Source organism: uncultured Sphingomonas sp. (genome assembly GCF_964244265.1).
GTDB lineage: Bacteria > Pseudomonadota > Alphaproteobacteria > Sphingomonadales > Sphingomonadaceae > Sphingomonas.
The window spans coordinates 19,268-44,195 of sequence record NZ_CAXTHV010000014.1; the positions used below are offsets into that span (position 1 = coordinate 19,268).

Annotated in this window: 29 protein-coding genes; 12 read left to right on the plus strand and 17 right to left on the minus strand. The window is 67.4% G+C overall.

Features of this window, described 5'->3' with window-relative positions; translation table 11 throughout:
• The first annotated feature begins 63 nt into the window (after nt 1-63).
• The 4 genes from ACFE7K_RS07545 (at nt 64) to ACFE7K_RS07560 (ending at nt 5,329) form a co-directional block, all read left to right on the plus strand.
• Complete coding sequence (locus ACFE7K_RS07545; protein WP_375397566.1) at nt 64-2,325, plus strand: NADP-dependent malic enzyme; 2,262 nt, start codon at nt 64-66, stop codon at nt 2,323-2,325.
• Between the two features lie 52 nt (nt 2,326-2,377).
• Entirely contained in the window at nt 2,378-3,004 is a 627-nt protein-coding gene (locus ACFE7K_RS07550) for a TIGR02281 family clan AA aspartic protease (protein WP_375397567.1), read from the plus strand.
• Nucleotides 3,005-3,119: 115 nt separating this feature from the next.
• Entirely contained in the window at nt 3,120-4,577 is a 1,458-nt protein-coding gene (locus ACFE7K_RS07555; RefSeq protein WP_375397568.1) for an MFS transporter, read from the plus strand.
• Between the two features lie 194 nt (nt 4,578-4,771).
• The gene (locus ACFE7K_RS07560; protein ID WP_375397569.1) at nt 4,772-5,329 is read left to right on the plus strand and encodes a CHAP domain-containing protein; all 558 of its coding nucleotides are present in this window, start codon (nt 4,772-4,774) and stop codon (nt 5,327-5,329) included.
• Nucleotides 5,330-5,359: 30 nt separating this feature from the next.
• Here the strand turns inward: ACFE7K_RS07560 and msrB are convergent, their stop codons facing one another.
• The 3 genes from msrB to ACFE7K_RS07575 form a co-directional block, all read right to left on the minus strand.
• Nucleotides 5,360-5,854: a peptide-methionine (R)-S-oxide reductase MsrB gene (gene msrB, locus ACFE7K_RS07565; protein ID WP_375397570.1), complete on the minus strand. Its 495-nt coding sequence runs from the start codon at nt 5,852-5,854 to the stop codon at nt 5,360-5,362.
• 123 nt (nt 5,855-5,977) lie between these two features.
• Nucleotides 5,978-7,234 carry an ABC transporter permease gene (locus tag ACFE7K_RS07570; protein ID WP_375397571.1) on the minus strand — a complete coding sequence of 419 codons (1,257 nt, stop codon included), beginning with the start codon at nt 7,232-7,234 and terminating at the stop codon, nt 5,978-5,980.
• Nucleotides 7,234-8,157: an ABC transporter ATP-binding protein gene (locus ACFE7K_RS07575; protein ID WP_375397572.1), complete on the minus strand. Its 924-nt coding sequence runs from the start codon at nt 8,155-8,157 to the stop codon at nt 7,234-7,236. Before ACFE7K_RS07575 ends, ACFE7K_RS07570 begins: the two co-directional genes overlap by 1 nt.
• Before the next feature lie 84 nt (nt 8,158-8,241).
• Here ACFE7K_RS07575 and queG point away from each other — a divergent pair, with 84 nt between their 5' ends.
• The gene (gene queG, locus ACFE7K_RS07580) at nt 8,242-9,300 is read left to right on the plus strand and encodes a tRNA epoxyqueuosine(34) reductase QueG (RefSeq protein WP_375397573.1); all 1,059 of its coding nucleotides are present in this window, start codon (nt 8,242-8,244) and stop codon (nt 9,298-9,300) included.
• Here the strand turns inward: queG and ACFE7K_RS07585 are convergent.
• Nucleotides 9,277-9,684, minus strand: a complete 408-nt coding sequence (locus ACFE7K_RS07585; RefSeq protein WP_375397574.1) for a hypothetical protein — start codon at nt 9,682-9,684, stop codon at nt 9,277-9,279. The two genes, queG and ACFE7K_RS07585, sit on opposite strands and share 24 nt — an antisense overlap.
• Before the next feature lie 98 nt (nt 9,685-9,782).
• On the opposite strand from ACFE7K_RS07585, the gene ACFE7K_RS07590 reads away from it, so the two are divergent.
• A complete protein-coding gene (locus ACFE7K_RS07590) occupies nt 9,783-10,808 on the plus strand; it encodes an adenosine kinase (RefSeq protein WP_375397575.1) in 1,026 nt (341 codons plus the stop codon).
• A gap of 3 nt (nt 10,809-10,811) precedes the next feature.
• Here the strand turns inward: ACFE7K_RS07590 and ACFE7K_RS07595 are convergent, their stop codons facing one another.
• The 9 genes from ACFE7K_RS07595 to hisB all read right to left on the minus strand — a co-directional run bounded on the left by ACFE7K_RS07595 (nt 10,812) and on the right by hisB (nt 16,704).
• Entirely contained in the window at nt 10,812-11,228 is a 417-nt protein-coding gene (locus ACFE7K_RS07595; RefSeq protein ID WP_375397576.1) for an anthrone oxygenase family protein, read from the minus strand.
• Nucleotides 11,229-11,255: 27 nt separating this feature from the next.
• On the minus strand, nt 11,256-12,815 hold the full coding sequence (locus tag ACFE7K_RS07600) for an amino acid permease (RefSeq protein WP_375397577.1): 1,560 nt from the start codon (nt 12,813-12,815) through the stop codon (nt 11,256-11,258).
• 107 nt (nt 12,816-12,922) lie between these two features.
• Nucleotides 12,923-13,324 (minus strand): HIT domain-containing protein, encoded by a 402-nt coding sequence (locus ACFE7K_RS07605; protein ID WP_375397578.1) that lies wholly within the window; start codon nt 13,322-13,324, stop codon nt 12,923-12,925.
• The gene (locus tag ACFE7K_RS07610) at nt 13,321-13,644 is read right to left on the minus strand and encodes a phosphoribosyl-ATP diphosphatase (RefSeq protein WP_375397579.1); all 324 of its coding nucleotides are present in this window, start codon (nt 13,642-13,644) and stop codon (nt 13,321-13,323) included. The genes ACFE7K_RS07605 and ACFE7K_RS07610 overlap by 4 nt, the downstream gene beginning before the upstream one ends.
• Before the next feature lie 32 nt (nt 13,645-13,676).
• Complete coding sequence (locus ACFE7K_RS07615) at nt 13,677-13,871, minus strand: hypothetical protein (protein ID WP_375397580.1); 195 nt, start codon at nt 13,869-13,871, stop codon at nt 13,677-13,679.
• 49 nt (nt 13,872-13,920) lie between these two features.
• The gene (gene hisF / locus ACFE7K_RS07620) at nt 13,921-14,685 is read right to left on the minus strand and encodes an imidazole glycerol phosphate synthase subunit HisF (protein ID WP_375397628.1); all 765 of its coding nucleotides are present in this window, start codon (nt 14,683-14,685) and stop codon (nt 13,921-13,923) included.
• 40 nt (nt 14,686-14,725) lie between these two features.
• Nucleotides 14,726-15,460, minus strand: a complete 735-nt coding sequence (gene hisA / locus ACFE7K_RS07625; RefSeq protein WP_375397581.1) for a 1-(5-phosphoribosyl)-5-[(5-phosphoribosylamino)methylideneamino]imidazole-4-carboxamide isomerase — start codon at nt 15,458-15,460, stop codon at nt 14,726-14,728.
• 25 nt (nt 15,461-15,485) lie between these two features.
• The gene (hisH, locus tag ACFE7K_RS07630) at nt 15,486-16,091 is read right to left on the minus strand and encodes an imidazole glycerol phosphate synthase subunit HisH (RefSeq protein ID WP_375397582.1); all 606 of its coding nucleotides are present in this window, start codon (nt 16,089-16,091) and stop codon (nt 15,486-15,488) included.
• A gap of 25 nt (nt 16,092-16,116) precedes the next feature.
• On the minus strand, nt 16,117-16,704 hold the full coding sequence (hisB, locus tag ACFE7K_RS07635; protein ID WP_375397583.1) for an imidazoleglycerol-phosphate dehydratase HisB: 588 nt from the start codon (nt 16,702-16,704) through the stop codon (nt 16,117-16,119).
• A gap of 71 nt (nt 16,705-16,775) precedes the next feature.
• Between hisB and ACFE7K_RS07640 the strand changes: the two genes are divergently transcribed.
• Nucleotides 16,776-17,255 (plus strand): SspB family protein, encoded by a 480-nt coding sequence (locus tag ACFE7K_RS07640; protein WP_375397584.1) that lies wholly within the window; start codon nt 16,776-16,778, stop codon nt 17,253-17,255.
• Between the two features lie 140 nt (nt 17,256-17,395).
• On the opposite strand, the gene ACFE7K_RS07645 is transcribed toward ACFE7K_RS07640, so the two are convergent.
• The 4 genes from ACFE7K_RS07645 to ACFE7K_RS07660 form a co-directional block, all read right to left on the minus strand.
• Nucleotides 17,396-18,478, minus strand: coding sequence for a serine hydrolase (locus ACFE7K_RS07645; protein WP_375397585.1), 1,083 nt, complete (start codon nt 18,476-18,478; stop codon nt 17,396-17,398).
• A 144-nt stretch (nt 18,479-18,622) separates the two neighbouring features.
• Complete coding sequence (gene nadB, locus ACFE7K_RS07650) at nt 18,623-20,209, minus strand: L-aspartate oxidase (protein WP_375397586.1); 1,587 nt, start codon at nt 20,207-20,209, stop codon at nt 18,623-18,625.
• Between the two features lie 164 nt (nt 20,210-20,373).
• Nucleotides 20,374-20,736 (minus strand): hypothetical protein, encoded by a 363-nt coding sequence (locus ACFE7K_RS07655; protein WP_375397587.1) that lies wholly within the window; start codon nt 20,734-20,736, stop codon nt 20,374-20,376.
• Nucleotides 20,737-20,831: 95 nt separating this feature from the next.
• On the minus strand, nt 20,832-21,758 hold the full coding sequence (locus ACFE7K_RS07660; protein ID WP_375397588.1) for an ABC transporter ATP-binding protein: 927 nt from the start codon (nt 21,756-21,758) through the stop codon (nt 20,832-20,834).
• 94 nt (nt 21,759-21,852) lie between these two features.
• Here ACFE7K_RS07660 and ACFE7K_RS07665 point away from each other — a divergent pair, with 94 nt between their 5' ends.
• The 5 genes from ACFE7K_RS07665 (at nt 21,853) to ACFE7K_RS07685 (ending at nt 24,926) form a co-directional block, all read left to right on the plus strand.
• Nucleotides 21,853-22,086, plus strand: coding sequence for a zinc-finger domain-containing protein (locus ACFE7K_RS07665; RefSeq protein WP_375397589.1), 234 nt, complete (start codon nt 21,853-21,855; stop codon nt 22,084-22,086).
• Nucleotides 22,086-22,559 (plus strand): DUF3224 domain-containing protein, encoded by a 474-nt coding sequence (locus ACFE7K_RS07670; RefSeq protein WP_375397590.1) that lies wholly within the window; start codon nt 22,086-22,088, stop codon nt 22,557-22,559. The genes ACFE7K_RS07665 and ACFE7K_RS07670 overlap by 1 nt, the downstream gene beginning before the upstream one ends.
• A gap of 47 nt (nt 22,560-22,606) precedes the next feature.
• Entirely contained in the window at nt 22,607-24,034 is a 1,428-nt protein-coding gene (tldD, locus tag ACFE7K_RS07675) for a metalloprotease TldD (RefSeq protein WP_375397591.1), read from the plus strand.
• 210 nt (nt 24,035-24,244) lie between these two features.
• Nucleotides 24,245-24,448 carry a DUF2007 domain-containing protein gene (locus ACFE7K_RS07680; RefSeq protein WP_375397592.1) on the plus strand — a complete coding sequence of 68 codons (204 nt, stop codon included), beginning with the start codon at nt 24,245-24,247 and terminating at the stop codon, nt 24,446-24,448.
• Nucleotides 24,449-24,587: 139 nt separating this feature from the next.
• Nucleotides 24,588-24,926: a P-II family nitrogen regulator gene (locus tag ACFE7K_RS07685; protein WP_375397593.1), complete on the plus strand. Its 339-nt coding sequence runs from the start codon at nt 24,588-24,590 to the stop codon at nt 24,924-24,926.
• Nucleotides 24,927-24,928: the final 2 nt, after the last annotated feature.

Sequence of the window (24,928 nt, forward strand, 5' to 3'; positions counted from 1 at the left end):
CGCCGGACTATAGCTAAGGCGTGGCGGTCTGGCTAGGGACAGGGACCGATCGTGTGAGGTCCCATGTCCGACGAACCGTCGATCCAGTTTTCCGACCGCGAGGCGCTGCTCTTCCATTCCGAAGGGCGGCCGGGCAAGATCGAGATCGTCGCGTCGAAGCCGATGGCGACGCAGCGCGACCTGGCACTGGCCTATTCGCCGGGCGTGGCGGTGCCGGTCAGGGCGATCGCCGACGATCCGGCGACCGCCTATGACTATACCGCGAAGGGCAATCTGGTCGCGGTGATCTCCAACGGCACGGCGATCCTGGGGCTCGGCAATCTCGGCGCGCTGGCGTCCAAGCCGGTGATGGAGGGCAAGGCGGTGCTGTTCAAGCGCTTCGCCGACGTCGATTCGATCGACATCGAGCTGAAGACCGAGGACGTGGATCGCTTCATCGATGCGGTCGAGCTGATGGAGCCGACCTTCGGGGGCATCAACCTGGAGGACATCAAGGCGCCCGAATGCTTCATCATCGAACAGACCCTGCGCGAGCGGATGAACATCCCAGTATTCCATGACGACCAGCACGGCACCGCGATCATCACGGCGGCCGGATTGCTCAATGCCTGCCTGCTGACCGGGCGCCAGCTGAGCGACATCAAGGTCGCGGTGAACGGTGCGGGCGCCGCGGCCATCGCCTGCACCGAGCTGATCAAGGCGATGGGCGTACGCGGCGACAACGTCGTCATGTGCGACCGGTCGGGCGTGATCTACCAGGGCCGCGAAGACGGCATGGACCAGTGGAAGTCGGCGCATGCCGCCAACACGACCAAACGCACGCTGGCCGAGGCGCTGGACGGCGCGGACGTGTTCCTGGGCCTGTCGGCGGCGGGTGCCGTCACGCCCGAGATGGTGACGCGGATGGCCAAGTCGCCGATCATCTTCGCAATGGCCAATCCGGTGCCCGAAATCCTTCCCGAACTGGCCAAGGCCGCCCGCCCCGACGCGATCATCGCCACGGGCCGATCGGACTATCCCAACCAGGTCAACAACGTGCTCGGCTTTCCCTTCATCTTCAGGGGCGCGCTCGACGTGCGCGCGACGGGGATCAACGAGGAGATGAAGATCGCCGCCGCGCGCGCGATCGCCGACCTGGCGCGCGAGCCGGTGCCCGAGGAGGTCGCGGTCGCCTATGGCGTGCGCCGCATGTTCGGGCCGGACTATATCATTCCGGCGCCGTTCGATCCGCGGCTGATGGAGGTGGTGCCCGCCGCGGTCGCGCGCGCGGCGATGGACTCGGGCGTCGCGACCAAGCCGATCCTCGACATGGCGGGATATCGCCACCGATTGCGCGGACGGCTCAACCCGACCACATCGGTGCTCAGCCTGGCCTATGAGGGCGCGCGCGCGCACCCCAAGCGCGTATTGTTCGCGGAAGGCGAAGAGGAGGTCGTGCTGCGCGCGGCCGTGGCCTTTCGCGAGGGCGGCTATGGCACGCCGGTATTGGTCGGGCGCGACGACGTCCTCGACCGGTTGCGCGCGCTGGGCGTGCGCGATCCCGAAACTTACGAGGTCCACAACAGCCGCGTCTCGCCGCTGGTGCCGCGGATGGTCGACTTCCTCTATGGACGACTGCAACGCCGCGGCTATCTGCGCCGCGAATGCGAACGCATGGTCAACCAGGACCGCAACATCTTCGGCTCGCTGCTGCTCCAGCTGGGCGAGGCCGATGCCATGGTGACCGGCGTCACGCGGACCTTTGCGCAGACGATCCGCGAGGTGAAGCGGGTGATCGATCCGGAAGCCGGGCGCACCGCGCTGGGCATCCACATCATGGTCGGCCAGTCGCACACGGTGTTCATCGCCGACACCACGGTCAACGAGCGGCCGTCGGCCGTCGAGCTGGCCGACATCGCCGAACAGACCGCCGCGGTCGCGCGCAAGATGGGCCACGAGCCGCGCGTCGCGTTCATGAGCTTCTCGACCTTCGGCAATCCCAAGGGGGCGTGGCTCGACAACATCCGCGACGCGCTGAGGGTGCTCGACGAGCGCCGGGTCGGCTTCGAATATGAAGGCGAGATGCCGCCCGACGTCGCGCTGAACCCGCGCCAGCTCGCCAACTTCCCGTTCTCGCGGCTGTCCGGACCGGCCAACGTGCTGATCATGCCCGGTCTGCAATCGGCGCATATCTCGGCCAAGCTGCTCGGCGAACTGGGCGGCGACGCGGTGATCGGGCCGATGCTCGTGGGCATGGAGAAGCCCGTCCAGATCGCCACGATGACCTCGACCGCGAGCCAATTGATGACGCTGGCGGTGCTGGCGGCGGGCGGGATCGCCCGCTGACGGCATGCTCTCCGTCAGCGCCGGTACATCTTGCGCAGGGTAGTGGCCTTTCATGATCGATCAGCTGTCACATTCGACGTCCTTCTACCTGATCATCGCCGCGATCGTCGCGTTGCTCATCGTCGCGCGCCGCGTCCGGCTGGTCGGGACGATCGTCTCGCTGGGGACGATGGCGCTGGCGGTCGCGGCGCTGCTGGCGATCGTCGGCCAGCGCGGCGGCTATGACCCGCTGCTCGGTCGCGTGACGCGCGCGCTGGACTTGACGCAGGACCAGAAGGTCGTCGGCAAGGAGATGACGGTGCCGATGGCGACCGACGGCCATTTCTGGGTGCGCGTCACGATCGGCGGGGTAAAGCGGCGCATGCTGGTCGACAGCGGCGCGACGGTCACCGCGCTGTCCGCCCGCACCGCCGCCGCGATGGGCGTGGAAGCGCGCGACGGCCCGTTCCCGATGCTGATCCAGACCGCCAACGGCACGATCCGCGCCGAAACCGGCACCATCCCCGAGCTGCGCATCGGCAATATCGTCGCGCGCGACCTGCCCGTCGTCGTCTCCCCCGCATTCGGCGAGATGGACGTGATCGGCATGAACTTCCTGTCGCGGCTGAAATCGTGGCGCGTGGAGGGACGGACGCTGATCCTGACCCCCCACCACCCGCAGCCGGGCACGGGGCGCTGACCTTCTTCCAATCATCCCGTTGACCCGGTGCCACTCCCTCTTATGCTCGCAAAGGGCGTAACAAGCGGGGACGAGCAATGCAGCTTACCGGCAGGCGCCGCACAGCCAATTCGGCATGACCGAGCCGTCCGCGATTGCCGTGCCACCCGTCCGGCGCCTGGCGACCGGCACGATGCTGGCCTATGCGGTCGGCGCGATCGCCTATGGCGTGAAGGACAACGGCTTCGGCACGTTCCTGCTGCTGTTCTACAATCAGGTGCTCGGCCTGCCCTCGGCTGCGGTCGGGCTGGTGGTGATGGCGGCCCTGGTGGTCGATGCGATGGTCGACCCGGCGATCGGCTTCCTGTCTGACCGCACGCGCAGCCGCTGGGGGCGGCGGCATCCGTGGATGTATGCCGCGCCCGTGCCGATCGCGATCGGCTGGATCCTGTTGTGGAACCCGCCGGCGCTGAGCGAGCCTGTTATGCTGGCGTGGCTGTTCGTGACCGCGGTGATCGTGCGCAGCGCGGTATCGGCCTATGAGGTGCCGTCGGTGGCGCTGACCGCCGAGCTGACCAGCGATTATGACGAGCGCACGCGGATCATGGCATATCGTTATCTGTTCGGCTGGGCCGGCGGGCTGGCGATGCTGATGGCGGCCTATACGATCTTCCTGCCAAGCGACGCGGCGCACCCGCTGGGGCTGCTCGACCGGCGCGGCTATGCGGCGATGGCGTGGGCGGCAGCGGCGGCGATCGTGGTCGCGATCCTGGTCTCGGCGATCGGGACGCATCGCGAGATCGCCAGGCTTCCCCCGGCGACGCCGAGCAGCCAGACATTGTCCGCCAACCTCCGCGAATTGCGCGAGACGGTGCGCAATCGCGGCTTTGCGGTGCTGATGCTGGCGGGGTTGTGCCTCTATACCGACCAGGGTATCAGCTTCGCCTTGTCGACCTATCTCTACGGCCATGTCTGGCGGTTCTCCGGCACCGCCTATTCGTGGCTGGCGCTCGCGCTGCTGGCGGGCGCGGCGATGGCGTTCGCCGTGGCGCCGCGATTGGGCGCGCGGTTCGGCAAGCCGGTGTCGGCGATGGTGCTGATGCTGGCGGCAGTGTTCCTGCTGGTACTGCCTTATGCGCTACGCCTGTTTGGACTGTTCCCGGCGCCCCATGACGCGGCGATGCTGCCGGTGCTGATGACGATCTTCGCGATCAACACCGCGTGCAATGTCGCGTCGATGATCCTGGGCGCGTCGATGATGGCCGACGTCGTCGAGGAATCCGAACAGCGTACCGGTCGCCGGTCGGAAGGCGTGTTCTTCGCCGGCGCGTTCTTCATCCAGAAATGCACCACCGGGGTCGGCATCTTCACCGCCAGCATGATCCTGACCGCCGCGCGTTTCCCGGCAGGTCGCGCGCCGGGACAGGTTGCGCCGGCCACGGTCGATCGGATGACGATCGTGTTCTGCGCGGTCTATGCGGTGCTGGGGGTCGTCGGGGCGATCCTCTATGCGCGCTTTCCGTTCGGGAAACGCGAGCATGAGGCACGCGTCGCCGCGGTTGCGACCGAGTCCAACGCTCTGGCAAACGGCTGAATCGAGCAGTTGCGCCGACACGCTGGATCATGCTGCACCTGCGAGAAGCGGCCGCTGCCTGACCTATCGGGGTATTGATCGGCGGGCGGACACGGTTCGTCGGAAAAGGTTCCATAGCTTAACCCGTTGGGGTTTTCTCCCGCGTCAGGTCCCCGTAGCACAATCGCAACAGATCAAGACCTTCGGGGGGTCGCATGAAATTCAGTGGTTTTGCAGCGCGTTTTGCGCTGATGGTGGCGTGTGCCCTGGCGATGGCGGCCCCGGCATCGGCGCGGTTCTGGCAATGCGTGCCTTATGCCCGGGAGGTTTCGGGCATTCAGATATTCGGCAATGCCAAGACCTGGTGGGATCAGGCCGCCGGCCGGTACGAGCGCGGCAACCGGCCGCAGATCGGCGCGGTGCTCGCCTTTGCGGCGATTGGCCGCATGCCGCTGGGCCATGTCGCCACTGTCAGCGCCATCGTCAGCGACCGCGAGATCCTGTTGACCCACGCCAATTGGTCGCGCCGCGGCGGGATCGAGACCGACGTCCGCGCAGTCGACGTTTCGGTGGCGGGCGACTGGAGCCAGGTGAAGGTGTGGTACGGCCCGATGGCCGGCCTGGGCACGACCACCTATCCGGCCCGCGGCTTCATCTATCGTGGCAGCGCGCCCGACGATGCGCGGCCCGATGCCGGCAACACCCTGCCGCCGATGATCATCGCCACCGTCGCGCCCGTTGGCGTCCGGGGATCGGTCGGGATCGGCGATTAACTTCGTTGTCTAGGCGGCACCGGCCAGAGGCTACGCCTTGGCCGGCGCAAAGGTCATCGCCACGCCGTTCATGCAGTAACGCTTGCCGGTCGGTGCCGGGCCGTCGTCGAACACATGGCCAAGGTGCCCGCCGCAGCGCCGGCAATGTACTTCGGTCCGGCTCATCCCCAGCGTCGAATCGGTGCGGGTGCGCACCGCATCGGCCAGCGGCGCCCAGAAGCTGGGCCAGCCGGTGCCGCTGTCGAACTTGGTCTTCGACGAGAATGCCGGCAGCGCGCAGCCCCTGCATGCGAAGATGCCGGCGCGATGCTCGTCATTGAGCGGGCTGGAATAGGGCCGCTCCGTCCCTTCCTTGCGCAGCACGTCATAAGCGGCGGGGCCAAGCTTGTTCTGCCATTGCCCGTCGCTCAGCTTGTAGGCGAAGGTCTCGGGCGGCCGGGCCGGGGCGGCACCGCATCCGAACAGCACGATGGTGGCGGCGGTGCCGGCGGTCAGCATCACGAACTGGCGGCGGTTGGAAATCATGGCAATACTCCGGATGACGTATCCCTTAGAAACGATCGACCGCCGGAGCGGATGCCGGACGATTGCGCACGGCTTGGAAATCGCGCGATGCTGGTTACATTTCTCCGGCGGTGATGGCGGTCGCTAAGGTGATCGTGTTCCGGTGGACCGCGTGAACAGCGCCTTCAACCCGCCCCTGCCGCCGCCCGATTGCAGCACGCCGCGCCGGAACGCGCGTGCGCCGATGGTGATGACGATGCCGACCCACAGCAATTGCCACAGGATGGCGGCGACATGGGGCCATAATTGGGGCGATGTCGCTCCGCGCGCACCCATGGCGAAGGGGGAGCTCAGCGGGAACAGCTCGGCGACCAGCGCCAATTTGCTGCCCGGGCTCGATGCCGCCGCCGATGCCAGCCCGAACATCGCGACCTGGACGATGGTGATCGGCAGGGACAGCATCTGGATCTCGCGCATCGTCGATGCCTGCGCGCCCACCCCGAGAAACGTCGCGCCAAGCAGCATGTAGGCCATCGTGAAATAAACCGCGAACAGGATAACGAAAGCGGGCATGCCGACCGCGGGCCCGATCGAGGCGAATGCGTCGGCAACGCCCGGAATGGCCGTGCCCAGCTGGCTGATCACCGTCGCCCAGAACAGCACGAACAGCACCGCGACGCCGAACATCCCGACCAGCTTGCCCAGGAACACGCTTTCCAGGGGGACGGCGGCGGCGAGTACCTCAATCACCTTGTTGCCGCGTTCCTCGGCCATGGTGCCGACCGCCTGGCCCGACAGCATCAGCGTCAGGAAGAACAAGGCGAACACGGTGAAGAACGCCGATTGGTGCTGGCCGCTGATCGACAGGCGCGGGGATGTCTTGCGCTCGACGAGTTCAGGCTTGCTCAACCTCGCAGTGCCGATACGCCGTTCACGCAGCGCTTCCTCGGCGAGCGCGGCCAGCCAGCGCGCGTGACGGACGCTGACCGGTTGGTAATAGATGCGCGGCGCGGTCAGCGGCCCGGTCAGTACCGCGCTCGCGTCGACACCCTTGTCCGCGAAAAGGGCGGCGATCTGCCCCTCGCGATCGGCGCCGGGAGTCACGAGCTTGAGGCTGGGCGGCCCCTCGTCGCGGCGGAACAGCTTGCGCAGGTTCGTGTCGGCGGCGGTCAGCGCGGCAGCGTCGTCGCCCGCCGCGACCGCGACGATCCGCGCGCGATCACCGCCGCCGCCCGCCACGGCGGAGGCGCCCAGCCCGCCGATCGCACCGAACGAACCCATGATGACCGGCGCGAGCAGGAACAGCAGGAAGGTCGGCGTGAACACCGTGGCGATGAAGTCGCGGCGCGCGATCGTCAGCGTCTGACGGATCAGCCGACGAGTGTTGCCCGGTGCCGCCATCACGCCGCCTCCGTCGCGGCGAGCGCGTCCGGGCCGACGATGCGGACAAAGGCGTCGTGAAGGCCCGGCCGTTCGATCGACAGCCCGGCGATGCCATGGCCGTTGGCGATCAGCCGCGACAGGATTGCCTCGACCTCGCCATCGGGCACCACAAATCGCCAGCCGTCGCCCTCGGCCTCGGCATCGCACGGCAGCAGCGAACGGAGGCCGGGATCGTTACGGTCGGGAACATAATGTGCCTTTAGCGGCAGCATGCCCCGCGCCTCGGCCACGGTGCCCTCGAACCGCCGCTTGCCCCCGGCGATGATCGCCAGCCGGTCGCACAGGCGCTCTGCATGCGCCATGACGTGCGTCGAGAACAGGATGGTGGCGCCGCGTTGCTGCTCGGCGCGAATCAGCTTTTCCAGCCCCTCCTGGTTGACCGGATCGAGCCCCGAAAACGGCTCATCGAGCACCAGCAGGTCGGGCTGGTGGACGACCGATCCGAGCAATTGCACCAGCTGCGCCATGCCCTTGGACAGCTTGCGTATCTTCGTATCGACCGCGTGGCCCAGCCCCGATTGCTCGAGCAGCGCTGCGGCGCGCTTGCGCCCGGTCGACCAGGGCAGGCCGCGCAGCGCGCCCATGAACGCGATCGCCTCGCGCGCCTTCATCGCCGGATACAGGCCGCGCTCCTCGGGCAAATAGCCGACCCGGTCGCTGGCGTCGCGCGGACGCGAATGGCCGAGCAGCGTGCGTTCGCCCTCATCCGGTTCGATGATGCCGAGCAGCATGCGCAACGTCGTCGTCTTGCCCGCGCCGTTGGGGCCGAGCACGCCATAGACGGCGCCGGTCGGCACCCGGATGTCGACCCCGTCGACGACGCGGCGGCCACCGAACCTTTTGACGAGCCCCGTGGCTGAAATCGCGGGAGTGTCGGGCAATCTACGTCCGTTCGGTTCGAGCAAAGTCGAGAATCGCCGACGGAGAGGGTGCTGCCCCGCCGCATGTCGTGGTAGCGGGGGAAGGTGAACGAAACCAGCACCTTCGGACAGCGGCTGCGCGACAAGGCGACGATGTTGGGCTTTGCCGCCTGTGGCGTCGCACACGGCGACGCAGCACCGCTGACGGGCGCGCGTCTGCGGCAATGGCTGGCGGACGGCGCGCATGGCGAGATGATCTGGATGGAGAGGCGCGTCGGCGAGCGCGCGTCGCCCGCGGGATTGTGGCCCGACGTGCGCAGCGTCATCGCGCTCGGCATGAGCTATGCGCCGGGGCGCGATCCGCTGGCGCTGGCGGGCGAGCGCGACCGCGCGCGGATCTCGGTCTATGCGCAAGGCGGCGACTATCACGACGTCGTCAAGCGGGCGTTGAAAGCGCTGGCGCGGTGGATCGTGGCGACCAGTCCGGAGACCGACCTCAAGGTCTTCGTCGACACCGCGCCGGTCATGGAAAAGCCGCTGGCCGAGGCGGCCGGGCTCGGCTGGCAGGGCAAGCACACCAATCTGGTCAGCCGCGACCATGGCAGCTGGCTGTTCCTCGGCGCGATCTACACGACGATCGATCTGCAGCCGGACATGGCCGGGCGTGATCGATGCGGGTCGTGCGACGCGTGCCAGCGGGCCTGCCCGACCCAAGCGTTTCCGGCGCCGTACCGGCTCGACGCGCGGCGCTGCATCTCCTACCTCACGATCGAGCATGCCGGCCCGGTGCCCGTCGCGTTCCGCGCCGCGCTGGGCAACCGCATCTATGGCTGCGACGATTGCCTGGCGGTATGCCCGTGGAACAAGTTCGCCGCCGCCGCCCATGCCCATCGCGCCTTCCTGCCGCGCGCCGAACTCGCCGCACCCGCGCTTGCCGACCTGCTCGCGCTGAACGACGCAACGTTTCGCCGGGTGTTCGCCGGATCGCCGATCAAGCGGATCGGGCGCGACCGGCTGGTCCGCAACGCGGCCTATGCGGCGGGCAATAGCGGAGACGTGGCGCTCGCTCCCGCCCTGGCGCCGTTATGCAACGATCCTTCGGCCGTGATACGGGACGCCGCGCGATGGGCGCTCGGCCGGCTATTTGCCGACGCCGCGTCGTGACAAGGCGGCGACGCAGCTCGCGCGGTCGATCGTGCTGCCGTCGGGCTGGCGTGCATCGACATAGGTAACCACCGCGTCGCCGATCGGGCGCGGATAGAGATAGGCGTCGAGCACGCAGATCGCGCCCTGATATTGCAGCTTGCGGGCCGACCCCTCGCGGATGTCGGCATCGGGCAGGCCGAACAGCCTGGCCAGCCCGGCGGCGTTCTGTCCGATCACGCGTTCCAGCCCGGCGACCGGCGGCGCCACCGGCAGCGTCGCCGGTCGTGCCACCTCGGCACCCGTCGCCGAGCATCCCGCCAGCGCCAGTCCGACGGTCAGCGCGGCGACGGCGCGCGCGGTGCCGGCGGATCGCGCGGCCGAGGGAAAAAGCGCATGAGCCATGGTCCCGTCTAGCGCGGCCGGGCCGCCAACGCCAACGCGCGCGATTGCGCATGCGGCACACCGGCTCTACGCAGCGGCAACTCGCTACGGAGACCAGCTTGACCAGCCCCATTCACGACCCCAGCTACGATCCCAGCTACGACGTTGTCGCCATCGGCAACGCGATCGTCGACATCCTCTCGCAGTCGACCGACGAGTTCCTGGCGGTGGAAGGGATGACCAAGGGATCGATGGCGCTGGTATTCTCGCCCGCCGATGCCGACGCGCTCTATGCGAAGATGGGTCCGGGGACCGAGGCGTCGGGCGGGTCGGCGGCCAATACCGTCGCCGGGCTGGCGGCGCTGGGCAGCAAGGCCGGGTTTATCGGCCAGGTCGCCGACGACCAGCTGGGCGAGGTCTTCGCGCACGACATCCGCGCCGCGGGGGTACATTTCGCTACCGCGCCGCGCACCGGCGAGCCGACCACCGCGCGCTGCCTGATCTTCGTCACGCCCGACGGCCAGCGGACGATGAACACCTTTCTCGGCGCGTCGCAATATCTGCCGGCCACAGCGCTCGACCACGCGCTGATCGCCGACGCCGCGATCCTGTATCTCGAAGGATATCTCTGGGACCCCGAGGAACCACGCGCGGCGATGCGCGAGGGGATCAGGATCGCCCGCGACGCTGGACGCAAGGTCGCCTTCACGCTCAGCGACGTCTTCTGCATTTCGCGCCATGGCGATGATTTCCGCGCGTTGATCGCCGACGGCCTGGTCGACATCCTGTTCGCCAACGAGAACGAATTGCTCGCGCTGGCCGACAGCGGCGATTTCGAAGCGGCGGTGGCGACCGTCGCGGCGCAGGTGCCGACCCTGGTCGTGACCCGCAGCGAACAGGGCGCGATCGCGGTCCGGGACGGCCGGCGGGTGGCGGTCGCCGCCGAGCCGATCGACCGCGTCGTCGACACGACCGGCGCGGGCGACCTGTTCGCCGCCGGATTTCTACATGGCCAAGCGCAGGGGCAGGGACTGGAGGCGTCGCTGAAGATCGGCGCGATCTGCGCAGCGGAGATCATCTCGCATTATGGCGCCCGGCCGATGCACGACATGAAGGCGCTGGTGGCGGAGAAGGTCGGCCGCTGATCGTCAGGCGACCAGCGTCGCCCCGAACGCGATCACCGCCAGCACACCGCGCACCCAGTTCCAGTCGCGCCAGCGTCGGCGCGAATCGTCCCAGTCGGCCGGAAACGCGGTCGGCGACCAGGTCTGGAACAGCTTGTTGAGCGGCAGGTGCACGATCGCCGTGATGGCGAGCACGACGACGAGGAGGAGGGCGGCGGCGATGACGGCGGCCCGCCCGGTCAGCACGGCAGCGACGACGCACACGATCAATCCGATGCCGAAGAAGATCGGCATCACCGGCCCGAATACCGCTTCCTTGGCTTGCTTATACGGTATCCAGGCGGCGGCGCCCAGCTTCCTGGCGGCATGCTCGACCATGCAGGAACCCAGGAACACCCCGGCCAGCAGACCGTCGACAAAGACGACGGATGTGGTCGCCATCCCCTCCGCACCGTTCATCCAATTGCCTCAGTCGCGTATCGGCGAATCGAGCCCCTCGTCGTCGAACGACAGCCGCTCGACGATGCCGCGGCCGAGATAGCTGCGGCTGCGGCTATACCCGAAATAGATCACCAATCCGAGCAAACCCCAAATCGGCAGCACCAGCATCGCCGCCGCCGGCAGGTTGACGAACAGGAAGATGCAGCCGACGACCGTCAGCGGCGCGATTACCCACACGAGGGGCGTCCTGAACGCACGCGGCTGGTCCGGGGCGGTCCTGCGCAGGATCAACACCGCGATGGCGACCATCATGAAGGCGTAGAGCGTGCCGGCATTGGCGATGTCGGCCAGCTGCCCCACCGGCAGGAACGCCGCCGCGATCGCCACCGCCAGGCCGGTGATCGCGGTCACGACATAGGGCGTCTTCCACTTCGGGTGGACCTTGGCCAGCGCCTCCGGCAGCAGACCATCGCGCGCCATCACGAAAAAGATGCGCGTCTGGCCGAACATCAGGATCAGGATGACCGACGGCAGCGCGATGCCGGCGGCATAGCCTAGCAGGTTGCCGACCGTCGAATAGCCGATCTCACGCAGCACGTGCGCCAATGCCTCGTTCGAACAGACCAGCATGTCCTTGAATTGGGGCAGCGCGCATTGGCGGGCAAGCTCCTCGGAGCCGGCCGGGAAGGGCACGCCGCCCGGCCCCATGATCGGCTGGCCGCCGATCGATCCGATCGCGCCGGCGGCGACGATGATGTAGAAGATCGTGCAGAACAACAGCGACCCGATCAGCCCGATCGGCACGTTGCGCTGGGGATTCTTGGTTTCCTCCGCCGCCGTCGATACCGCGTCGAAACCGACATAGGCGAAGAAGATCGTGGCGGCCGCGCCGACCGCGCCGACCCCGCTGCCCAGCGAGCCGAACACGCCGGCGGGCAGGAACGGGTTGAACTTGGCGGCATCGATATGCGGGACGGTCAGGACGATGAACGCGGTCAGCGCGGTGACCTTGATCGCGACCAGCGCCGCATTGACCCGCGCGCTCTCGGTCGTACCGACCATCAGCAGCCACGTCACCAGCATGGCGATGATGAACGCCGGCAGGTTGATCAACCCGCCGGGCGCGCCGCCCAGCGCCAGCGGCCCCGCCGTCAGCCAGGCGGGCAGGTGGATGCCGAATGTCTTGTCGAGAATCGATCCCGTGAAATAGCCCGACCAGCCGACCGACACCGCGCTGGCCGCGACCGCATATTCGAGCACCAGCGCCCAGCCGACCGTCCAGGCGAGCAATTCGCCCATCGTCGCATAGGTATAGGTGTAGGCGGAGCCCGCGACCGGGACCATCGCCGCGATCTCCGCATAGCACAGCGCCGCGATGATGCAGATCGCGCCCGCGATGGCGAAGGCGAGCATCAGGCCCGGGCCGGCCTTTTGCGCACCGGACGCGGTCAGCACGAAGATGCCGGTGCCGATGACGCAGCCGATCCCGAACAGCATCAGCTGGAAAGCGCCGAGCGAACGGTGCAGCGACTTCTTCTGAGCGGTGGCGAGGATCGCCTCCAGCGGCTTGACGCGCCCGAAAATCATGAAGGTTTTCCCCCGGGGAAGCGGCGCCTGCCGCCGGTTGTCCGAACGGGTGAGCCTAATCGCTAATCCCCGGGGTGCAATCCCTTATCCGTGACCGCCGCGGCGGCTCAGCCGACCGCGCCGCCGCGCCAGTCCGCCAGCAGCGGGCCGAGCGGCTTGCCGGCGAAGATGTGGACGTGGAAATGCGCGATCGTCTGGTGGCTGTCCGCCCCGGTATTGGCGAGCAGGCGATAGCCGGGTTCGACCAACCCCGCCCTGCGCGCAACCGCGCCGACTGCGCGGACGAAGCCGGCAATGTCCGCATCCGATCCGCGCGCGCTGAAATCGTCCCACGAGACATAGGCGCCGCGCGGGATCACCACGATATGCGTCGGCGCCTGCGGGTTGATGTCGTGGAAGGCGATGGCGAAATCGTCCTCATGGACACGCTGCGACGGGATCTCGCCGCGCAGGATCCTGGCGAAGATGTTCCCGTCGTCATAGGGTTGGGTGGCGTCGATCCCGGTCATATGGTGCTCCGCGCGGCTTTTTCGTCGTGCCCCGATTGCCCTTCGCGCTGCGTCAGTTCGGCGCGGACGTCGTCCAGCGACAGGCCGGCATCGGCGAGCAGGACGATCAAATGGTAGAGGAGGTCGGCCGCCTCCGGCACGATCGCGGCATCGTCGCGGCCGCACGCGGCGATGACGGTCTCGATCGCCTCCTCGCCCAGCTTCTGCGCGATCCGTGCCCGACCGCTAGCGAACAGGCTGGCGGTATAGGACGATTCCGGATCGGCGCCGCGCCGGGCGGCGATGACGGCAGCGAGCCGGTCCAGGGAGTCTTCGGCCATGCCGTGCGCGCTGCCGCGCCCGTGCGCCTGCGTCAATCCCTGGGCGGCGCCGCAAACCGCCTGCGCAGCGCCCGCCGCGCCAGCCACACCCCGCCCGCCGCCATCCCGAACAGCGCGATGTCGGACAATTCGGGCCCGCGCCGCACCTTGACCATGCCGCTGTGCGGCAGCGGATCCGCGGCGAAGGCAGGCGTCGCGAGCAGGAGGAAGGCGAGAGCATACCGCATCGACTATGGTGTAGCGGGACGGGGTTAACTTGCGCCTTCGAGAAGAGGTCTAGATCGGCGTCCTGACCGCAATTCCCGCCGCCGCCAGCGCGCGGTGGGCGTCGCCGATGCTCGCTTCGCTATAATGGAAGATGCTCGCCGCCAGCACCGCGCTGGCATGGCCGTCGCGGATGCCCGCGACGAGATCGTGCAGGCCCCCTACCCCGCCCGACGCCACCACCGGCACGCGCACGCGGTCAGCGATGGTGCGGATCAGGTCCAGGTCATAGCCCTGGCGCGTGCCGTCATGGTCCATGCTGGTGATCAGCAGCTCGCCCGCGCCCCGATCGGCCAGCAGCAACGCATGCGCGACCGCGTCGATGCCGGTGGACGTGCGGCCGCCATGGGTAAACACCTCCCATCCTCCACCAACCCGCCGCGCGTCGACCGAGGCGACGACGCACTGGCTGCCGAATCGTTCGGCCATGTCGGACACCAGTTCGGGTCGCGCGACCGCGGCTGAATTGACGGCGACCTTGTCCGCCCCGGCGAGCAGCAGCGCGCGCGCATCCTCGACCGATCGTACGCCGCCGCCGACCGTCACCGGCATGAAGCACACCGCCGCCGTGCGCCTGACGACGTCCAGCATGGTCCCGCGCGCCTCATGGCTGGCGGTGATGTCGAGGAAGCAGAGCTCGTCCGCGCCGGCCGCATCATAGGCCTGTGCCTGCTCGACGGGGTCGCCGGCGTCCCGCAAGTCGACGAAGTTCACGCCCTTGACCACGCGCCCGCCGGCGACATCGAGGCAGGGGATCACGCGCGCGCGGACGGTCAATTGCTCCTCCACGGCCCGGAGAGGATTGCAGTCGCCGGCTTCACGCCGCCGCCGCCACGGCCAGCGCCGCCGCCAGATCGAGCCGCCCGTCATACAATGCCCGCCCGGTGATCACGCCTTCGATGCCGTTGCGCGCATGCAGCGCCAGCACGCGGATCTCGCCGATCCCGCTGACCCCGCCCGACGCGATAACCGGAATGGCGACCGCCCGCGCGAGGTCGACGGTCGCCTGGACGTTGCACCCTTTCAGCAAGCCGTCACGCCCGACATCGGTAAACAACAGGGCGGCGACTCCGGCATCCTCGAACCGCCGCGCCAGGTCGATCGCCGGCACGTCCGAGACATCGGACCAGCCGCGCGTCGCGACCATCCCTTCCTTGGCGTCGACCGCGACGACGATCCCGCCGGGAAAGTCGCGGGCCGCCGCGCGCACCAAAGCGGGATCCTCCAGCGCGGCGGTGCCGATGACCAGCCGCGATACGCCGGCCTCGAACCAGCCTTCGATCGCCGCGCGGTCACGGATGCCGCCGCCGAGCTGGACGTGGCCGGGAAAGGCGGTCACGACCCGACGCACCGCATCGCCATTGACCGAATGGCCCGCAAACGCGCCGTCCAGATCGACCATGTGCAGGAATTGCGCGCCTGCCTCGGCGAACGCCAGCGCCTGGGCGGCGGGATCGTCGCCATAGATGGTGGCGCGATCCATGTCCCCCTCGGCGAGGCGCACGACCTTGCCGCCCTTCAGGTCGATCGCGGGAAAGACGATCAGGGTCATCGATCTCCCCGTGCCGGGAAGGAAATCAAGGCCGCCATGTCAGGAACCTCTGGAGCAGTTCCAGCCCGTAACGCTGGCTCTTTTCGGGGTGGAACTGCACCCCGGCCAGATTGTCGCGCGCAATCGCCGCGGTGACCGCGCCGGCATGATCGGTGATGGCGACGACATCGGCGCCGACAAAGCCATAGCTGTGCAGGAAATACGCCTCTCCCGGCACGATCAGCGGGTGGGGGGCGGTCGGGCGCACGTCGTTCCAGCCCATGTGCGGAACCTTGGCGTCGACCTCGCCGGGTTCGAGCCGGCGGACCGACCCGGCGATCCAGCCGAGCCCGGCATGGCTCCCCATTTCTTCGCCCGTGCCGGCCATCAGCTGCATGCCGACGCAGATGCCCAGAAAAGGCACGCCTTCGCGCCGCACGCGCTGTTCGATTGCATCGACCATGCCGTCGATCGCCCGGAGCGCCGCGGCGCACGTCCCGAACGCGCCGACGCCCGGGAGGACGATGCGGTCGGCGGCGGCAATCGCGTCCGGATCGGAGGTAATGGCGACGTCGCGCGCACCGGCCGCCTTCAGCGCATTGGCCACCGAATGGAGGTTGCCCGCGCCGTAATCGATCAGCGCCAACATCATTCCTCTCCCCGAAACGAAGCGAGGCTCACAGCAGGCCCTTGGTCGACGGGATCGCATCGGCCTTGCGCGGGTCGATCTCGACTGCCTCGCGCAGCGCTCGCGCCACCCCCTTGAACGCCGCTTCGGCAATATGATGGTTGTTGACGCCATACAGCGTCTCGACATGGAGGGTGATGCCGGCGGCCTGGGCAAAACTGTGGAACCAATGCTCGACCATCTCGGTGTCCAGCTCGCCCAGTCGTTTCTGCGAAAAACCGACCTTCCACACCAGGAACGGCCGGCCCGATAGGTCGAGTGCGACGCGGGTCAGCGTCTCGTCCATCGGCGACAGGGCGTCGGCATAGCGACGGATGCCGCGCTTTTCGCCCAGCGCCCTGGCCACCGCCTCGCCGATCGCCAGGCCGGTGTCCTCGATCGTGTGGTGCTGGTCGATGTGCAGGTCGCCGACGGCGCGGACGTGAAGGTCGATCAGCGCATGGCGGCTGAGCTGTTCGAGCATGTGGTCGAAGAAACCGATGCCGGTCGACACGTCATACGCGCCGGTCCCGTCGAGATCGATGGTCACGTCGATCGCGGTCTCGCTGGTCTTGCGGCTGATCGTTGCCCGGCGCATCGCGACCCCCATAGCGGCTGGGCCGGGCTGTGCAATCTTGACCCTCGCCCGGCATCGGCTACCGAAGGGGGATGAGCGATGGACTGCCCGACAGCCTGATTCCCTATGACGAGATCGTCCAGGAAGCGTTGCGCGCGGTCGTCGGCCGCGTGCTGGGCTCGGTCGCGGCGGGGGGCGGGCTGCCCGGCGAGCATCATTTCTACGTGACGTTCAAGACCCACGCCGCGGGCGTCGACATCCCGCAACGGCTGATCGAGCGCTTTCCCGACGAGATGACGATCGTCCTCCAGAACCGCTTCTGGGACCTGATGGTCGACGACGAGAAGTTTTCCGTTGGGTTGAGCTTCAACCAGGTGCCGTCAAAGCTGGTCATTCCCTATGGCGCGATTACCGGTTTCCATGATCCCGCGGTCAATTTCGAGCTCCGCTTCCAGGCGCAGGAAGGCCCCGACGAACCCGAACCGCACGACGAAGCCGAGAATGACGGCGCAACGTCCAGGGTCGACGACGGATCGAACGTGGTCAGCGTGGATTTCAAGCGGAAGAAGTAGCGGGTCTGCACGCAGACCTTACCCCTCTTCGACGGAACCGGCACCGGCCCGCTCCCCCTCCCGGCCGCCCATAGCCTATCCTGAACGGGCGGCCGGGAGGGGGAGCGGGCCGGTGCCGCCTGAACAAGACGGACGCCAGGCTAGCGATGGTTGGCGACAACCCCCATCACCACCGCCTGCATCAGGTCCTGGCGTTGGGGGATGGTCTTGACGGTATCCCCGATCATCACCGCGATCGCATAGGCGCGGCCGTCGGGGGCGATCAGGATGCCGACATCGTTATAGCCGGCGGTGCGGCCGTTCAGGTCCTGGCCCGTGCCGGTCTTGTGCCCGAAGCTCCAGCCCGGCGGGACCGCGCCGCGCATCCGCTGCCTGCCGGTGCGCGACGATTCCATCGTACCGATCAGATATTGCGTCGAGTCCCTCGACAGCAACTCGCCGCGCTGCAACCGGCCCAGCACAGTGGCGATCGCGCGGGGCGCCGCGCCGTCGGGGGGATCGGCGATATAGCGTTCGAACGCCTCCAGGCGGATCGATCCCGGCAACGCCGCGCGCGCACGAACGAACGCGCTGCCGGTCGAATATTCGGGCTTCCAGGTCAGCCCGGCGGTCCCCGCCTGGAGCAGCCGTTCGCCCGGGCCGAAGCGGATGTCGGCGATCGCCTTGCGGGCCAGGAACGCGCGCACCGCGGTCGGCCCCCCGACGAATTGCAGCAGCCGGTCATTGGCCGTGTTGTCGCTCTGCGTCAGCGCGCGCTGCAGCAACTCGCCGACCGTCGTCATATAGCCGTCGCCCTTGACTAGGGCGGCGATCGGCTGGTGGAACAGCGTCAGGTCGGCGCGCCGCACGGTAACCGGATCGGCCAATGTCAGCCTGCCCTGGTCGCGCAGGTCGAGGACGGTCATCGCCACCCACAGCTTCGACACACTCTGCTGGGGCAGCTTCAGGTCGCCGTTCGACGCGACGGTCCAGCCGTCGTCGATGCTCCTGACCGCGATCCCGACCTTGCCGCCGAAATTGCGGGTCAGCGAGTCGACCAGCACCACCAGCGCCTGCGGCGGGGTCGCTTTCGCGGGCCTGACCGGGGTGGAGACGGGCAGCGGCGGCCGGACGACCGCGACCGGTACGATCGGCGCGCGGCGGTCGCCTACACAGCCCGAGAACAACAGTCCGATCGCCATCCCGACCGCGATCTTGGCTTTGCGATTCAACTCGACGATCATCGTTTTCGCCCACTCATGACGATCGCTACGATGCTGGCGATCCGCACAAAATCGGTTCATAGCGCGCACGCGATGAACGGATTCTGAAGCACGACGAAGCGAGGAAGGCAAGCCGATGAAAGGCAAGGATATTCCCGCCAAAGGCTAAGGCACCAGGATCGTATCGACGGCGACCGACAACGTCTCGGGATAATCGAGGGTATAGTGCAGGCCGCGGCTTTCCTTGCGGTGGAGCGCGGATCGCACGATCAGGTCGGCGGTCTGGAGCAGGTTGCGCAGCTCGATCAGGTCGGGCGTCACGCGGAAATGGCCGTAATAGTCGCCGACCTCGTCGGTCAGCATCTTGATCCGGTGCGCGGCGCGTTCCAGCCGCTTGGAGGTGCGGACGATGCCGACATAATTCCACATGAAGCGCCGGATCTCGGTCCAGTTCTGCTTGATGACGACCTCTTCGTCCGAATCGGTGACGCGGCTTTCGTCCCACTGCCGGATCGCGGGCGGCGGCGACAGGTCCTCCCAATGCGTATTGATATGCCTGGCGGCCGCCTCTCCGAACACGAAGCATTCTAGGAGCGAGTTGGAGGCGAGCCGGTTGGCACCGTGCAGCCCCGATTGCGTGCACTCGCCCGCCGCATAAAGCCGGGGCAGATCAGTCCGCGCGTCGAGATCCACCATAATCCCGCCGCACGTATAATGCTGTGCCGGGACGACCGGGATCGGTTCCATCGTCATGTCGATGCCCAGCCCCATCAGCTTCTCGTAGATTGTCGGGAAGTGATGTCGGACGAAATCGGCACCCACATGGCTGATGTCCAGATGGACGTAATCGAGGCCGTAGCGCTTGATCTCGGCGTCGATTGCGCGCGCGACGATGTCGCGGGGCGCAAGCTCGGCACGCGGGTCGAGCTCGGGCATGAAGCGGTGGCCGGTATTGGGGTTCCTGAGCTGCCCGCCCTCGCCGCGCACCGCCTCGGTAATCAGGAAGTTCTTGACGTCGAGATTGTAGAGGCAGGTCGGGTGGAACTGCATCATCTCCATGTTCGAGATGCGTGCGCCCGCGCGCCACGCCATCGCGATGCCGTCGCCGGTCGCCCCGCGCGGCGCGGTCGAGAACAGGTACGTCCGCCCCGCGCCGCCCGTCGCCAGGATCGTGGCGTTGGCGGTGTAGAGTTCGACGCGGCCGGTCGCGCGATCGACCGCATAGACGCCCCAAACATTGCCCGCCCCCGAATAACGCTGCTCATGTTTCGACGTGGCGAGGTCGATGACGATCTGGTCGGGCACGAGGGTGATGTTCCCGTGGCTCCGCGCCGCCTGGAGCAGTGCCTCCTGCACCGCCCGGCCGGTCGCGTCGTTGACATGGACGATGCGGCGGTGGCTGTGCCCGCCTTCCCGCGTGAGGTGGAGTTCATTGCCGTCGTGGTTGAACGGCACACCCAGATCGACCAGCCGCGCGATCGCGCGGGGCGCGCGCTCGACCACGAACTCGACGGTCCGGCGGTCGTTCAGCCCCGCGCCGGCGATCATCGTGTCCTCGATATGGCTGTCGAACGTGTCGCCGGGCTCGAGCACCGCGGCGATCCCGCCCTGCGCCCAGGCGGTCGATCCCTCGGCGAGTCCGCTCTTGGCAAGGACGGTCACCTTGAAGCGATCGGCGAGGTTGAGCGCCGCGGTCAGCCCGGCCGCACCCGACCCGATGATCAGGATGTCCGAGGCGCGGGCGTCGCTCACCGCCCGCCTCCGAAAGGGTTGACGACGTTGAGGCTCCGCCGCGATGTCAGGGGATGGGCCGCAAAGGCAGCGGAAACAGGCACGGAAACGGACGCGGACGGAATGAGGGAAGCGATCATCCGCTCATTGTGGCACAGGCGGGGGTCCGTGGAACAGCCCGGCGGCTATTTGACGCGCTGATAGATGCACGCGCTCAGATCGTCGGGCTTGATGTGATCGGCGTCGAGCGGAATGATCCGGTAGTTGCTGCCGCCCGCGCGCATCCACACTTCCTCCGCGCTGACGGTATAGCTGGCGTCCAGCTTCTTCCACCCGGGGAACGACCCGGCCGCCGTCTCGTAGCCCGCATAGGTCGTCGGCGTGTAGATGATCCGTGACATCGGATTGCAATTGCCGTCGACGATCCGCCATTCGCCGATGATTGGATTGGCCGGGGGTCCGGAGCCGGCGCAGGAGGCGGTAAGCGCAACCAACAGCAAGGCAGCGGATATGCCCGCGCCCGACCATCCGGATCCGTCGATCGACATCGGCAAACTCCCCCTTGCAGCTATCCCGGACCACCCATCGCATTTATACCACCCATCGCATTTATATCGTCAGTTGCTCGTATCGGTAAAGCTTTTCAGGCAGCGTCGGCGGCGCGCGTCAGGTTGAGGAACACGTCCTCCAGATCGGCCTCTCGCGTCGAGACGTCGACGATGCCCAGCCCGTCCTTCCGCACCGCGTCGAGCACCTGCCCGGCATTGGCCTGGTCCTTGCGATAGGTGATCTCGAGCACGCGTGCGCGCTTCAGCTCGACCTTCTGGAAACAGCCCGCCTGGGGCGGCGCGGTGATGTCGCGGTCGACCGTCACCTCGACGACCTTTTCCTGCGCCATGCCGAGCAGCGCGCGGGTCGGCTGGTTGGCGATCACCCGGCCGTGGTTGATGATCGCGATGCGATCGCATAATTGCTCGGCTTCCTCCAGGTAATGCGTGGTCAGGACGACCGTCACGCCGCGCTGGTTGAGCTGCTTGACATAGGCCCAGAGTTGCTGGCGCAGTTCGATGTCGACACCCGCGGTCGGCTCGTCGAGCACCAGCACGGGCGGCGAATGGGTCATCGCCTTGGCCACCATCAGCCGCCGTTTCATGCCGCCCGACAACGTGCGGGCATAGGCATGGGCCTTGTCCTCCAGATGGACGGCGCGCAGCAGTTCCATCGATCGCCGCTTCGCCTTGGGCACGCCGTACAGCCCGGCGGCGATCTCCAGCATCTCGAACGGCGTGAAGAACGGGTCGAAGGTGATTTCCTGGTTGACGATGCCGATCGATACCTTGGCGTTGCGCGGATGCTGGTCGACGTCGAAGCCCCAGATCCTCGCCTTGCCCGACGTCTTGTTGACCAAGCCGGCGAGGATGTTGATCAGCGTCGACTTGCCGGCGCCATTGGGGCCGAGCAGCCCGAAGATGCTGCCGCGCGGCACCTCGAAACTGACCTGGTCAAGCGCGACCTTGCCGCCCTTATAGGTCTTGCACAATTGGTCGATCACAATCGCGGCGTCGGTCATGGGCGGGGGCTTAGGCTTGGGAAAGCGTGACGGCAATTCCTCCCCGGCACGCGGAGGATTGAGCAGCCGCCTGCCGCTTGCTATCCCGCCCCCAATGCTGCCGCCGCCCGAAACCGTCCGCGTTTCCCACGCCCGCGTCGCCTGTGACGGCGCGACCGACATTTCGGGCGGCGCGGCGCTCGGCCACCCGCGCGTGTTCCTCCAGATCGACGAGGCGGGCTATGTCGATTGCGGGTATTGCGACCGCCGCTTCGTGCTGATCGGCGGCCCCGCGGATGGGGCTGACCAGGCAAAGCTGCCGGACATTTCCGAAGGCGCGAGCCTTTGATGAGGATGCGCGTGGTCTTGGCGCTGGCCGCCGCCGGGCTCGCTACCGCCGCTTATAAGGAACCGACGATGCACCACGCCACCGGCACGTTCGCGGTGAAGATAACCCCCGAAGCGCAGGCGCCCGCCCCGGCCGGCGGCCTGCCGACGGGCCGCATGGGGATTGCCAAGACCTTTTCCGGCGGCCTGACCGGCACGGCGACCGGCACGATGATTTCGGCGGGTGCGCCCACGCCGGGCAATGCGGGTGCCTATGTCGCGGTCGACCAGTTCACCGGCACGGTGGACGGCCGCCGCGGCGGCTTCCTGCTGCTCCATCGCGGCACGATGGACAAAGCCGGCAAGGGCGACCTCGTTATCGTGATCTCGCCCGATACCGGCACGGATGCGCTGACCGGCATTGCCGGAACGCTGTCGATCGAGATCAAGGATGGCGTGCATCATTACGATCTGGCCTATACGCTGCCCGAATAACTAAGCCGCTGGTTTACCTGGCACGGCGGCGCCCCTATTTACCGGCAATGACCAGCACCACCGATCCCCGCGCGTTCCTCTATCGCGACGGCCTCGACCCCGCCGAGGCACAGTCCCTCACCGCCGCTGCCTTGGGTCAGGCCGATGACGGCGAACTCTATTTGCAATATCGCCGGGCCGAGGCGTTCGGGTTCGACGACGGGCGGCTGAAGACCGCGAGCTACGACACGCATTCGGGCTTTGGGTTGCGCGCGGTGTCGGGCGAGACCACCGCGTTCGCCCATGCCAGCGAGATCAGCGCCGCCGCGATTGCCCGCGCCGCCGAGACGATGGCGCTGATCGATCCCGCGACGGGCCCGCGCGCCACGCCGCCGCGCGCGACCAACCGCTATCTCTATACCGATGCCGACCCGCTCGACCTGGTCCCCTTCGCCGCCAAGGTGAATTTGTGCCAGACGATCGACGCCGCCGCCCGCGCCCGCGACCCGCGCGTCGCGCAGGTCTCCGTCGGCCTGTCGGGATCGTGGGAGGTGGTCGAGATCATGCGACCGGACGGCTTTGTCGCCACCGACGTCCGGCCGTTGGTACGGCTCAACGTGTCGATCGTCGTCGAACAGAACGGCCGGCGCGAGACCGGCACGTTCGGGATCGGCGGACGCTACCTCTACAAATCGCTGTTCGAGGAACAGACCTGGAGCCGCGCGATCGACGAGGCGCTCGCCCAGGCGCTGGTCAACCTCGATTCGGTCGCAGCACCCGCGGGCGAGATGACCGTGCTGCTCGGGCCGGGATGGCCCGGCGTGCTGCTCCACGAGGCGATCGGCCATGGGCTGGAGGGCGATTTCAACCGCAAGGGCACCAGCGCCTTTTCCGGCCGCATTGGCGAGCGAGTCGCCGCGCCCGGCGTCACCGTGGTCGACGACGGATCGATCCAGGATCGGCGCGGATCGCTGTCAATCGACGACGAGGGCACGCCGACGCAGGAGAACATCCTGATCGAGGACGGCATTTTGAAGGGTTATATCCACGATCGCCTGAACGCCCGGCTGATGGGCGTCGCGCCGACCGGCAACGGCCGGCGCGAAAGCTATGCTCATGCGCCGATGCCGCGGATGACCAACACCTTCATGAAGGCGGGCAATGACGACCCCGCCGCGCTGCTGGCCCGGGTCAAGAAGGGGATCTTCGCCAAATCGTTCGGCGGCGGGCAGGTCGACATAGTGTCGGGCAAATTCGTGTTCAGCTGCACCGAAGCCTATCTGGTCGAGGACGGCAGATTGGGCGCCCCGATCAAGGGCGCGACGCTGATCGGCGACGGCCCCAGCGTGCTGACCAGGGTCACCGGCATCGGCAACGACTTCGCGCTCGACGAAGGCGTCGGCATGTGCGGCAAAGGCGGGCAGAGCGTACCGGCCGGTGTCGGCCAGCCGAGCCTGCTGGTCAGCGGGCTGACGGTCGGTGGCACGGCGATCTGACGATCAGAAGCCGGAGATCAGGACGGCGAGCGCGCGCTGATCTCGACATCGTGGTCGCGGCGCTTGCGGCATGATACTGGCGCGTGTGCCAAACGCATGGTCCATGCGCGATGCCATAGACGGTCAAATCGGAGCCGCCATGAGCAGAGTCGATATCCAGCCCATCGGTCTCGCCTATCCGGTCGGCCGTTCGCCGAGGCTGCGTGCGACATGAGCCTGGTAGAACTCGGCCGCTATGCCCGCAACGAGGCGCATATCATCGTCGGCCGGCTTGCCGCCGAGGGGATCGACGCGATCACCCTCGACGGCAACGCCTCCATTGCCGACGGCAGCTATTTCCTGATCCCGGTACGGGTGATGGTCGATGACGACGACCTCTCAGCGGCTTCCCGTCTCGTTGGTGGTGCTGCCTGAAAAATGGGCACTCCCCCGCGACTGCACAAATTTTTACCTGTTTGTAACATTTGGTTGCGCGGCTGACGCCATTAACACTTTGTTACGACTCTGGCACGTCGATTGCATCATCTCAGTTCATAATCAGGGAAGGGGCGCGATGAAGCTAGTTATCGCCATCATCAAACCGTTCAAACTCGATGAGGTGCGCGAGGCTCTGGCGAGTGTCGGGGTCGCCGGCATGACCGTCACCGAGGTCAAGGGATTTGGTCGGCAGAAGGGCCAGACCGAAATCTATCGCGGGGCGGAATACAGCACCAACATGGTGCCCAAGATCAAGATCGAAGTGGTCTGCGCCGCCGACATGACGGCGCAGGTGGTCGAGGCGATCCAGGCGGCGGCCAATACCGGGGCGATCGGCGACGGCAAGATCTTCGTGCTCGACGTGGACCAGGCGGTGCGCATCCGCACCGGCGAAACCGACGACAGCGCGCTGTGATG